Here is an 11,764-nt window from a genome sequence, read left to right on the forward strand (position 1 = left end):
TGAGGTGAGCGACTTCGTGGTCGTCGACCGGGGTGGCGAGGGTCACAACTGTGACGAGCAGGATTTGCCGGGCGTGTATGAATTGACGCAGGCGGCGTTGGACGCGGTGCGGCTGGCACAGAAGGCAGCGTAGGCAACGTGGTCAACGTAAGCGGCTCAGTACCAATGACCCGTCGAATATGCCCGAGCCAAATCATCTCCAGATCCGCGCGGGCGGCGGGCTACGTACCAACGGGAACGCCGCAACGCCCCCGGCACCATGCCCTCTTTGCGGATTAGGGAAGTCAAGACCCCGGTCCATCAGAGATGGGAGGCGCGAAAGCCCCCCCAGTAACCACTCACCAACAAACGTCAGGCGGCGGGCACAACGGCCGTCACTTCGATTTCGACCTTCGCTTCGTCCTCGACGAGGTCGGCGACTTCCACGGCGGTCATGGCAGGAAAGTGACGTCCGATGACGGCACGATAGTGCTCCCCGATGGCGGGGTAATTCGCCACATACTCGTGCTTGTCCTTCACATACCAGGTCATGCGAACAATATGTTCCGGCTTCGCATTGCCTTGCGCCAGAATCGCGACAATGTTCTCCAGCGTCTGACGCACCTGGAGGGCGAAATCATCCGTCTCAAAGCGTTGCTGACCGTTCCAGCCAATCTGACCGCCGACAAACACGATGCGGCTGCCTGCCGTCATCTCGAAAGCCATGCCGTTCGCATAGCCGCGCGGTTTCGCCCATTCGGGCGGTTGCAGAACTTGCAGCATCAGGACACTCCTTCAATCACAGAATCGGGTGCGGCAAAGCGCACAATCGCCTTGCGCTGGGCGTCGGGCACCGCAATCGGGGCGGGTCGTCCGCCCTCGCCTTTCGCGACCCAGACCAGCACCAGCGTGGCTTGCAAACGTGTCTCGTCGTTCGCGCCGGCGAAGCGGATGCGCAACGTCATGGACGAACGACCGAGACGAGAGACTTCCAGCGAGCGCGACAACGTCTCGCCCAAAAAACTCGGGGCACTGAAACGACACTCGATATTGGCCGTCGGCACGCCCATGCCATCGCGCAAATGCATCTCGCCGAACGACAGGCCGAGACCTTCCGCGCACCAGTCCTCGACGAGGTCATTCATCATCTCGAAGTAGCGCGGATAAAACACAATGCCTGCCGGATCGCAGTGCTTGAAGCGCACCAGCAGCGGCTTCACGAAAGCATGTGCAGCCACATCAGCCTCCGTCATCATTCCCTCCTTACCGTGCCGGCCAAGCCGTCACATCAAAGTCAGTGGGCGCCCACTGGAGCACCCTGCCCAACCGGTCAACCTGAACTGTTGCCCCCGCCCTACTGCGCCATCTGCCGTAGCTTGAACCGTTGCAACTTGCCCGTTTCCGTGCGCGGCAGCGTGTCCACAAACTCAATCGCTCGCGGGTACTTGTACGGGGCGATGTTAGCCTTCACATACTCCTGAAGCGCCTTCACCATCGCGCCGTCGCGCGGCTGGCCGTCCTTGAGCACCACATACGCCTTCACGATCTGACCGCGGGCCTCGTCTTCCGCGCCCACCACCCCGCACTCCGCGACCGCCGGGTGCTGCAACAGCGCCGACTCCACTTCCGGGCCTGCGATGTTGTAGCCAGCCGAGACGATCATGTCGTCCGAGCGGGCCTGATAGTAGTAATTGCCCGCTTCGTCGCACATGAACGTGTCGCCCGGCAGGTTCCAGCCTTGCTTCACGTAATTCGTCTGACGCGAATCTGCGAGATAACGGCAGCCCGTCGGCCCCTTCACCGCCAGCTTGCCCACCTTGCCCGGCGGCAGCGGCTGCATATTCTCGTCGACAATCATCGCGATGTAGCCCGGCACCGGCTTGCCGATCGCGCCCGGCACCACATCGCCGTTCGCCGCAGAGATAAAGATGTGGATCATCTCCGTGCCGCCGATCCCGTCGATCATCTCGATTCCCGACGCCTGCTTCCACAACTGACGCGTCGCATCGGGCAGCGCCTCGCCTGCCGACACCGTCTTTCTCAGACTCGACAGATCGTACTGCCCCACCAGCGCGGCCATCTGACGATAAAACGTCGGCGCAGTAAAACAGATCGTCGCGCGATACGTCGCAATCGCTTGCAGCAGCGCGTCCGGCGTCAGCTTCTCCAGCAACACCGTTGCCGCGCCGACGCGCAGCGGGAACGTCAGCAAGCCGCCCGTGCCGAAAGTGAACGCTAACGGAGGTGTGCCGCAGAAAATATCGTCCGGCCCCGGCTTCAGCACGTGACGCGGGAACAGATCGCACATCGCCAGCACGTCGCGATGAAAATGCATCGTGCCCTTCGGCTGCCCTGTCGTGCCGCTCGTAAAGGCAATCAGACAGACGTCGTCCACCGCCGTATCGCAGGCCTCGAAACTCGCCGGCTGACGCGCCATGCGAGCCTCCAGTGAGTCCTCACCAACATCGTGGAAGTACACCACCTGGGTCAGCACCGGACAGAAATACTCATGCCCCGCTTGCCGGTTGAACTCCAGCTCATCCTTCAGACGACCGTCGCAAAGCGCAGCACTCACCTCCGCCTTGTCGACAATCTGCTTGAGCTCCTTCGCGCGCAGCAGCGGCATCGTCGGCACACCGACCAGCCCCGCCTTGATCACCGCCAGCCAGGCGGCGGCCATGAATAGATTATTCGGACCCCGCAACAGCACACGATTGCCGGGCACCAGCGCCATATCGTTGCGCAGCACGTGGGCGATGCGATCCACCCTCTCGCGCAAGCCGAGATACGTCGTGACCGTCGGCTTGCCGTTTTCCACCGAATAGATCGCGGGGGCGTCGCCGCGTCCCTGCGCAATCGTGCGATCGAGCAAATCGGCCGCGCAATTCAAGCGCGCCGGGTACGCCACGTCCGGATTGTCCAGCAAAAACTCGGGCCACTGATCCGCGGGCGGCAGATTGTCCCGCGCGAAAGTGTCCAGATGTCCAGATCGTTCCATGTGCTTCTCCTTGCCCCCGGTCATCAAGCGTGACGCCGGCGCATCGCGCCAGACGCATTTCTTCCAAGTGTTATTGCAAGACGCCATGCCATCCCTGTCTCCCCGGGCTGCCACTGCGCACATCACAAGCCATATCTCGCGCGTCGAACGACAAGGATCAGTTGTCCTTGAGCAACTCGCGCGCAATGATCAGTTTTTGTACTTCCGTTGCCCCTTCGTAAATCCGCAGCGACCGGATCTCGCGGTACAGACGCTCCACCACCGCGCCCGACACCACCCCCGCGCCGCCGAACATCTGCAATGCGCGGTCGATCACCTGCTGCGCCGACTCCGTCGAGAACATCTTCGCCATCGCCGCTTCGCGCGTCGTGCGCTGGCCCAACACGTCGCGTTGCCAGGCGGCGCGATACGTCAGCAAGGCAGCGGCATCTACCGACGTCGCCATATCGCCCAGCGCCGCCTGCGTCAGTTGGAAATCCGCGAGCGTCTGTCCGAACATCTCGCGCGACTTCGCGCGCGTCAGCCCTTCGTCCAGTGCGCGACGCGCAAAGCCCAGCGCGGCTGCCGCCACCGACGCGCGGAAAATATCCAGCGTCATCATCGCCACCTTGAAGCCCTGCCCCGCTTCGCCCAGACGTTGCGAGGCCGGCACGCGGCAGTTCTCGAACTTCAGACGCGCCAACGGATGCGGTGCGCTCACGTCGATACGCTCGGCAATCGTCAGGCCCGGCGTGTCGGCGTCCACCACGAATGCGCTGATGCCACGCGCGCCCGGTGCTTCGCCGGTGCGCACGAACACGCAATAAAAGTCCGCGATGCCGCCGTTAGAAATCCACGTCTTCTCGCCATCGAGCACAAAGTCGTCGCCCTCCGGCGTGGCCGAACACGCCATCGCGGCGACATCCGACCCGGCGTTCGGCTCCGACAGCGCGAAAGCCGCAATCGCCTCACCGGAGGCCACACGCGGCAGGTAACGCTGCTTGAGTGCGTCGCTGCCTGCGAGCGTGATCGCGCCGCTGCCCAGCCCCTGCATCGCGAAGGCAAAATCGGCCAGCCCGTCGTGACGCGCCAGCGTCTCGCGCAGCACGCACAGCGCGCGCGAATCCAGCGTGTCCAGCGCACCGCCATGACTCGCGGGCACACAGTACTTCAGCCACCCCGCGCGGCCCAACTGACGCACCAACGACACGCATGTCGCATCTGTGTCGGCGTGATGATCGACCTTCAGCTCGCGCGTACACCAGTCGTCGAGGTCCGCGCCCAGCCGGCGATGCGCGTGGTCGAAAAACGGCCACGCCAGAAAATCCGCGTTACGGGCATTGTGGGGAGTGATATCGCTCATCGTCCTGTCCTGTTTCGTCCCGGTGCGGCGCGCGTCAGTCGCCTTTGAACACCGGCTTTTGCTTCGCGACGAAAGCGTCGTAAGCGCGGCGGAAATCCTTCGTCTGCATGCAGATGGCCTGCGCTTCGGCTTCCGCCTCGATGGCCTCGTCCACGCCCATATTCCATTCCTGATGCAGCAGCTTCTTCGTCACGCCGTGGGCGAACGTCGGGCCGCAGGCAATCTGGTCGGCCAGCGTGTGCGCCGCCGAGAGCACCGCGCCGCCGTCGTGCAGCGCGTTGAAAAAGCCCCACTGCTGGCCTTCTTCGGCCGTCATCACGCGGCCGGTGAAAAGCAACTCCGAGGCCCTGCCCTGCCCGATCATGCGCGGCAGCAACGTGCACGCGCCCATGTCGGCACCGGCCAGTCCCACACGCACGAACAGGAACGCCGTCTTCGTCTGCGGCGTGCCCAGACGCAGATCCGACGCCAGCGCCACCATCGCGCCAGCGCCCGCACAAATACCGTCGATCGCGCTGACGATCGGCTGCGGGCATGCGCGCATCGCCTTGACGAGATCGCCCGTCATGCGCGTGAAGTCGAGCAGCTCGGGCATGCTCATCTGCGTGAGCGGGCCGATGATTTCGTGGACGTCGCCGCCCGAGCAGAAATTGCCGCCCGCGCCCGTCACGACCACCGTCTTGATATCCGTCGCATAGACCAGCGCGCGAAACAGATCGCGCAACTCGGCATATGAGTCGAACGTCAGCGGATTCTTCTTCTCGGGACGATTCAGCGTGATCGTGCCGATGCTCGGACGCCCTTGCGCGTCGTTCGACACCGACCACAGAAAGTGCTTGGCTTCATAGTTCGCGAACGGGCGCTTGTGATGCGCCATCGTCAGTTTCACGTCGCTCATTGGCCGATCTCCTTGAATATGTTGTGTCTGAGGGACTCAGCCGGCAGTCACTTCGCCGCCCGCCACCGCGATCGACTGTCCCGTCATCGCGCCCGCGCCCGGCTGGCAGAGCCAGAGCACGGCGTCGGCAACCTCTTGTGGCCGCACAAGACGCCCCTGCGGATTGCGCTTGGCCAACTCGCCGCGCGCGTCGTCTTCGCTACGTCCGGTCTTGGCGACGATATTCGCCACCGCATCGCGCACGATGTCCGTCTCCGTATAGCCCGGGCAGACAGCGTTGACTGTCACGCCCTTCTTCGCCACTTCCAGCGCCAGCGCACGCGTGAGACCGACCACGCCGTGTTTGGCGGCGCAGTACGCGCTGACGTACGGATAGCCGATCAATCCGGCCGTGCTCGCCACGTTCACGATCCGTCCCCAGCCCGCCGTGAGCATTGCGGGAAGTGCAGCGCTGATGCAATGGAACGTGCCCGTCAGGTTGACGTCGATCATCTGTTGCCAGAGCGCGGCGTCCGTCTTGCCGAACGGTGCGCTCACTGCTTGCCCCGCGTTATTGACGAGTACCTGCACCGGGCCGAAGCGATCCGCCGCGCGCACGAAAGCGGCAGCGACTGCGGCGGCATCCGAAATGTCTGCGCTGACCCAGGCGACTTCGCCCTGATCGGCGAGTGCCGCCGCCCCGGCGGCGAGCGTGGCTTCGTTGCGTCCGAGCAGCGTTACACGGGCGCCTTGCGCGAGCAGCGAGCGGGCTACGGCTTCGCCGATGCCGCGCGCACCGCCCGTCACGAGCGCATGCACGCCCTTGAGCGAGGCGGGCGTGGCGCTCACCGCACTGGCCGAGGTTGTCGTAGACGTCATGAACTGTCCTTATTTACCGATCTGTTGAGCGTAGGCGGCAGCGCGCTCCAGATTGGTTTCGTACTGCCGTTTGCCGGCATAGTACTGCGATGGCCACGGCAAGTCCTTGTAGCCGATCTTCGCCGCTTCGTGCAGCGTCCAGAACGGATCGGCCAGGTGCGCACGCGCAATCGCACAAAGATCCGCGCGGCCCGACGCAATGATGCTGTTCACGTGATCCGCCTCGAAGATTGCGCCGACGGCAATCGTCGGCACGCCCGCCTCGTTGCGCACGCGATCGGCGAACGGTGTCTGGAACATGCGGCCGTAGACCGGCTTCTCCTCCTTGCTCACCTGTCCCGAAGAGCAATCGATGAGATCCGCCCCGGCGTCCTTGAAGGCGCGGGCAATCGTGACGGCGTCGTCCGGCGTGATCCCGCCTTCGACCCAGTCGTGCGCCGAAATACGCACCGACATCGGCTTCGCGGCGGGCCAGACGTCGCGCACCGCACGGAACACTTCCAGCGGATAGCGCAGGCGATTCTCCAGCGAGCCGCCGTACTCGTCGCTGCGACGATTCGTGAGCGGCGAGATGAAACTCGAGAGCAGATAGCCGTGCGCGCAGTGGAGTTCTAGCCAGTCGAAACCGGCTTCCGCGGCGCGACGCGCGGCCTGCACGAAATCGTCCTTGACGCGGTCCATGTCGGCGCGGGTCATCTCACGCGGCGTTTGCGACACGTCATCGATATAAGGGATCGGCGACGCCGAGATCAGCGGCCAGTTGCCGGTGTCGAGCGGTTGATCGATGCCGTCCCAGGCGAGACGCGTCGACCCCTTGCGACCGGCATGGCCGATCTGCATGGCGATCTTGGCATCGCTGCCCGAGTGCACAAAGTCGACGATGCGCTTCCAGGCGTCGCGCTGCGTATCGTTCCACAGACCGGGGCAGCCCGGCGTGATGCGCGCGTCGGGCGACACGCAGGTCATTTCCGCGACGATCATGCCCGCGCCGCCCAGCGCGCGGCTGCCGAGGTGAACGAGGTGGAAGTCGCCGGGCACACCGTCGACGGCCGAATACATGGCCATCGGCGACATCACGATGCGGTTCTTGAGCGTGAGCTCGCGCACGCGAAACGGCGTGAACATCGGCGCAATCGCGTGCTGACCGGGCGCGCGCTTCACGCCCGCGTGTTCCGCGAGCCAGTCCTCATAGCCTTCGACATAACCGGCATCGCGCACGCGCAGGTTCTCGTGCGAGATACGTTGCGAGCGAGTCAGCAGGGAATACGCGAACTGTTCGGGGGCAAAACGGGCGTAACGGTTGACGGTTTCGAACCATTCCGTCGAGTTGCGCGCGGCGTTCTGAATCTTGAGCACTTCGATACTGCGCGCCGCTTCGTAACCGGCCAGCACGCGCGGCAAGGCGTCGATGCCTTGCGTGCCGAGTCCGTCGGCGAGCGCAATGGCGTCTTCGAGCGCGAGCTTGGTGCCGGAGCCGATCGAGAAGTGCGCCGTGTGAGCGGCGTCGCCCATGAGCACGACCGGCACGAGCTTGCCGTCGATATCGGACCAGTGGACCCAGTGCTCGCAGATCACGCGCGGGAACTGAATCCAGATGGCCGAGCCGCGCAGATGCTTGGCGTTGCTCAACAGTTCATGGCCGCCGAGGTACTTCGCGAAGAGTTTTTCGCAGAATTTCACGCCCTCTTCCTGGCTCATCTGATCGATGCCATGCGCGCGCCAGACCGACTCCGGCGTCTCGACGATGAACGTCGACGTGTCGGCATCGAACTGATAGGCGTGCGCCTGGAACCAACCGTGCTCGGTCTTCTCGAAGGCGAACGTGAAGGCGTCGAAGCGCTGATGCGTGCCGAGCCAGACGAAGCGGTTTTGACGCGTGTCGATGTCCGGCCGGTACGTATCGGCGTAGCGCGTGCGGATGCGGCTGTTCAGGCCGTCCGAGGCGATGAGGATATCGGCCTCGTAGCGACGGGCAATTTCCTGATCGTCGCTGACGTCCGTCTCGAACACGAGTTCGACGCCGAGCGCCTCGCAGCGCGCTTGCAGAATGTTGAGGAGCCTTTTGCGACCGATACCGATGAAACCGTGCCCGCCCGAGGTCATCGTGCGGCCTTCGAAGTGGATGTCGATGTCGTCCCAGTGGTTGAAGGCGGCATTGATTTCAGCGGCGCTGACCGGGTCGGCTGCCTGAAGGTTGTCCATGGTGGCGTCGGAGAACACGACGCCCCAGCCAAACGTGTCGTACGGCCGATTGCGCTCGACCACCACCACACGATGGGAAGGGTCGCGCAGCTTCATCAACAGCCCGAAATACAGGCCCGCGGGACCGCCACCGATACAGACGATATTCATCTCCAGCCTCCGGATTCACAGATCGCGTCGCGCTCACCGACCGTTCGACCTTTGTTAAATCGTAAATAGTTTATGCCTAAAATACTAGCGAAAAAAATTTGCGACGGCAAGGACGCTCACACGGGAGATTGGGACGATGGGGAAAGCCCCTAGATTTGGGCGGACGAGGCACCGGGCGGCGGGATTGCCGGCGAAAGGCGCGGCGTCAAAAAAGCGTGCCGGCCCATGGGCCGGCACACCGTCTTACCTCGGCAGTTTCGCGTCTGACTTACCAGCCGTAGCCGGCACCGGCGCCTATGTTGAAGTCGCTACCGCCCGTGGCGGAGCCGCCAATGGTGATCGCCCAGCGTCCGGCGACCTTGCGCTGGTAGCCAACGGCCAGCGCCGTTTGGCCACGATACGTGCCAACACCGACAGCGACGCTGTTGGGCGTCTGTATCCCGGCCACGCTTGCCAGCATATTCGACATGGCCGCGCTCATGGCCCCGATACGGTGCATGCGATCGCTCATCTGGTCGAAACGATGATTGACCTGACGCTGCAGGTTATCCACGCTTTCCTTGACGTGGTTGACCTGAGCCGTTGCATTGTTCAACTGTCCCACGTTGACCGCGTCGGTGTCCTGCGTGCCGGCCATGACATTGGTAATGATGCGTTGTTGATCTGCCGAACCGACCGATACCGAGTTCTCCCGATCGGCGACCGAGTTTGCCCCAAGCGCCACGCTGTTGTTGGCCGAGGCAACGGCATTCGTCCCGAGCGCTGCGGCGTTGCTGCCACTGGCGACGGCGTTGTCCCCCCAGACCGTGGCACCCGTGGACTGAGCTGCCGGCGCTGACTGGGCAACCGGCGCAGCCTGTGCCGCCTGCATGGTCTGCTTGTCCTGCGGGATGTCGACGTACCGGCGAAGTTTTATGGCCATGCGGGTAGGTTCGGGCTTCGGTGCAACGCTTGCTTCACCGCCTGCATCGGCAGTTTCCAGCTTGCCGACACGTTCATCCAGATAAACAAGCGCCCCGCCAACATTATTGAAGGACTGACCACTGAGCGCGTAAGTCGGCCCGTTCAGCACGCCGTTGGACCCCACGAATGCCCCGCCGCCGAGCGCATTGGCGATGTTCGTGGTCATCGTGTACAACTGCGAGCCGTTGATGGCATCGACGCTCGTGGCGCTTACGATGCCCGGCGCGACATGAGTCAGCTTGCGATCGATCATGTTGACCCCAACGCCCTTGCCGGCGAAGCTGACCTCGGTGCCGTCGGTGTCCTTGGCCACGGTGAGGGTACGGGTCTGGACGTCCTGCTGTACGAGTCCGATAGTACCGATCTGCTCGGTGAGACTGCCAAGCTGGCCGGTCAGACGGCCATCGATGGACGTGACGCGATTGTCGACATGAGTAATCGCCTCGCCGACATTGTTGACAATGGACTCACCGACGTTATAGACCGGCGCCGTGATCTTGCCATCGGCGCCCACGGTCGCACCGCCGCCCAGCGCATCTGCCGCGCCTCGCGCCGTCGCATACAGTTGCGCGCCGTTGATGGCATCGGCACTGGAGGCGCTGACCGCGCCGGCGGCAATGTGCGTCAGCTTGCGGTCGATGACGTCGCCCCCGGCATTCTTGCCGGCGAAGCTGACCTCGGTGCCGTCGGTGTCCTTGGCCACGGTGAGCATGCGGGTCTGGACGTCCTGCTGCACGAGCCCGATAGTGCCGATCTGGTCGGTGAGGGTGCCAAGCTGGCTGGTGAGGCGGCCATCGATGCTGGCGACGCGCTCGTCGACGTGAGACAAGGCCAGGCCAACATTGTCGACGCTCAAGTCACCGACGGCATAGGCCGGTGCCGTGATCTTGCCATCGGCACCCACGCTCGAGCCGCCGCCGAGGGCGGCCGCAGTCGCCGCGGCATTGCTGTCGACCACTGTCTTCACATTCCGGACCTGGCTGACGTTGACCGCATCGGTGTCCATCGAACCAGGGGCCACGTTGATAATCTGGCGTTGCCCTGTGATTGAGCCGACGGACACGGCACCCTTTAACGTGGTAATGTCGTTGCCGCTGCCATAGGCCAGTGGGTTGGTCATTCGAATAAGCGGTCCGCGATCGGCGACCGATGCTGCCCCCAGAGCAACGGCGTCGGTGGCGGTGGCAGAGCTCCACGTGCCTATCGAGACAGCCCCGGTCCTGGAAGCCTCGGCGTTGGTGCCGAGGCTTGTCGTATTCTCGGCGCTCGCGCTGGCCCCCGGACCAAACGCCACGGCGCGTCCGCCAACGGCGTTCGATTCCGCACCGATGGCGACCGCAGCACTGGCCCTGTCTTTGAGCTTCGCGTTTGCATAGGCCCCGTCGCCAATCGCAATGTCGTTCTGCTCCACGGCGTTGGCGTCTCGCGCATCATCACGGGTCGAGTTGATGCGGATAAACCGATGGCCGATATTCCCGTTGGCGATCTGTTGATTGATGTTGCCGTACTGCTCGGTGACACGATCGTCGATGCTTGTCACGCGCTTATCGACGTGGGTCAGCGCGTCGCCGACGTTATTGACGGTCGCACCGGCGACGGCATACGCTGGCGCCGTGATCTTGCCGTCGGCGTCCACGGTCGCTCCGCCACCCAGCGCACTTGCCGTGCTTTGCGCAGTGGCATACAGTTGCGCGCCGTTGATCGCATCGACGCTGGAGGCGCCGACAGTGCCAGGGGCGACGTGCGTCAACTTGCGGTCGATGGCGTTGCCTTCAGCGTCCTTGCCAGCGAAGCTCACTTCCGTGCCGTCCGTGTCCTTGGCCACCGTGAGCGTGCGGGTCTCGGCATCCTGCTGCACGAGGCCGATCTCACCTTTGTCGAGGTTGTCAAACCGTTGGGTAACACGGTCGTCGATACCGCTGACGCGACCGCCAATGTCGGTGACCCGGCTATCGATGTCGGTGACTTGACCATCGATGCCAGTGACGCGGCCATCGATACCGGTGAAGCGACTATCGACGTGGGTGATGACGTCTCCGACATTGTTCGCGGTGAATTCACCAACGGTATAGGTCGGTGCCGTGATCTTGCCGTCGGCGTCCACGGTCGCTCCGCCGCCCAGCGCACTTGCCGTGCTTTGCGCCGTCGCATGCAGTTGCCCGCCGTTGATCGCATCGACGCTGGAAGCGCCCACAGTGCCAGGGGCGACGTGCGTCAACTTGCGGTCGATGGCGTTGCCTTCAGCGTCCTTGCCAGCGAAGCTCACTTCCGTGCCGTTCGTGTCCTTGGCCACCGTGAGCGTGCGGGTCTCGGCATCCTGCTGCACGAGGCCGATCTCACCTTTGTCGAGGTTGTCAAACCGTTGGGTAACACG

8 protein-coding genes are annotated in these 11,764 nt (G+C 63.7%); all 8 read right to left on the reverse strand.

Going from position 1 to position 11,764, the window contains the following annotated elements; genetic code table 11:
• Positions 1-351: 351 nt before the first annotated feature.
• Positions 352-759, reverse strand: coding sequence for a RidA family protein (locus ACIPHM_RS24205; protein ID WP_400334192.1), 408 nt, complete (start codon positions 757-759; stop codon positions 352-354).
• Between the two features lie 2 nt (positions 760-761).
• Positions 762-1,232, reverse strand: coding sequence for an acyl-CoA thioesterase (locus ACIPHM_RS24210; RefSeq protein WP_400334137.1), 471 nt, complete (start codon positions 1,230-1,232; stop codon positions 762-764).
• A 101-nt stretch (positions 1,233-1,333) separates the two neighbouring features.
• The gene (locus ACIPHM_RS24215; RefSeq protein WP_400334140.1) at positions 1,334-2,977 is read right to left on the reverse strand and encodes an AMP-binding protein; all 1,644 of its coding nucleotides are present in this window, start codon (positions 2,975-2,977) and stop codon (positions 1,334-1,336) included.
• 157 nt (positions 2,978-3,134) lie between these two features.
• Positions 3,135-4,319 (reverse strand): acyl-CoA dehydrogenase family protein, encoded by a 1,185-nt coding sequence (locus ACIPHM_RS24220; RefSeq protein ID WP_400334143.1) that lies wholly within the window; start codon positions 4,317-4,319, stop codon positions 3,135-3,137.
• A gap of 34 nt (positions 4,320-4,353) precedes the next feature.
• Positions 4,354-5,217, reverse strand: a complete 864-nt coding sequence (locus tag ACIPHM_RS24225) for an enoyl-CoA hydratase family protein (protein WP_400334146.1) — start codon at positions 5,215-5,217, stop codon at positions 4,354-4,356.
• Positions 5,218-5,253: 36 nt separating this feature from the next.
• Positions 5,254-6,075, reverse strand: coding sequence for an SDR family NAD(P)-dependent oxidoreductase (locus ACIPHM_RS24230; protein ID WP_400334149.1), 822 nt, complete (start codon positions 6,073-6,075; stop codon positions 5,254-5,256).
• A gap of 9 nt (positions 6,076-6,084) precedes the next feature.
• The gene (locus ACIPHM_RS24235; RefSeq protein WP_400334152.1) at positions 6,085-8,427 is read right to left on the reverse strand and encodes a bifunctional salicylyl-CoA 5-hydroxylase/oxidoreductase; all 2,343 of its coding nucleotides are present in this window, start codon (positions 8,425-8,427) and stop codon (positions 6,085-6,087) included.
• Positions 8,428-8,695: 268 nt separating this feature from the next.
• Positions 8,696-11,764 (reverse strand): YadA-like family protein (locus tag ACIPHM_RS24240; RefSeq protein ID WP_400334154.1); only part of this gene is annotated, 3,069 nt, incomplete at its 5' end.

Source organism: Pandoraea sp. NPDC087047, assembly GCF_044745225.1.
Taxonomy (GTDB): Bacteria; Pseudomonadota; Gammaproteobacteria; order Burkholderiales; family Burkholderiaceae; genus Pandoraea.

Excerpts from the sequence above, each read along its gene's own strand:
- ACIPHM_RS24210 (WP_400334137.1), bottom strand. The coding sequence starts at position 1,232 with ATGACGGAGGCTGATGTGGCTGCACATGCTTTCGTGAAGCCGCTGCTG.
- ACIPHM_RS24215 (WP_400334140.1), bottom strand. The coding sequence starts at position 2,977 with ATGGAACGATCTGGACATCTGGACACTTTCGCGCGGGACAATCTGCCG.
- ACIPHM_RS24220 (WP_400334143.1), bottom strand. The coding sequence starts at position 4,319 with ATGAGCGATATCACTCCCCACAATGCCCGTAACGCGGATTTTCTGGCG.
- ACIPHM_RS24225 (WP_400334146.1), bottom strand. The coding sequence starts at position 5,217 with ATGAGCGACGTGAAACTGACGATGGCGCATCACAAGCGCCCGTTCGCG.
- ACIPHM_RS24230 (WP_400334149.1), bottom strand. The coding sequence starts at position 6,075 with ATGACGTCTACGACAACCTCGGCCAGTGCGGTGAGCGCCACGCCCGCC.
- ACIPHM_RS24235 (WP_400334152.1), bottom strand. The coding sequence starts at position 8,427 with ATGAATATCGTCTGTATCGGTGGCGGTCCCGCGGGCCTGTATTTCGGG.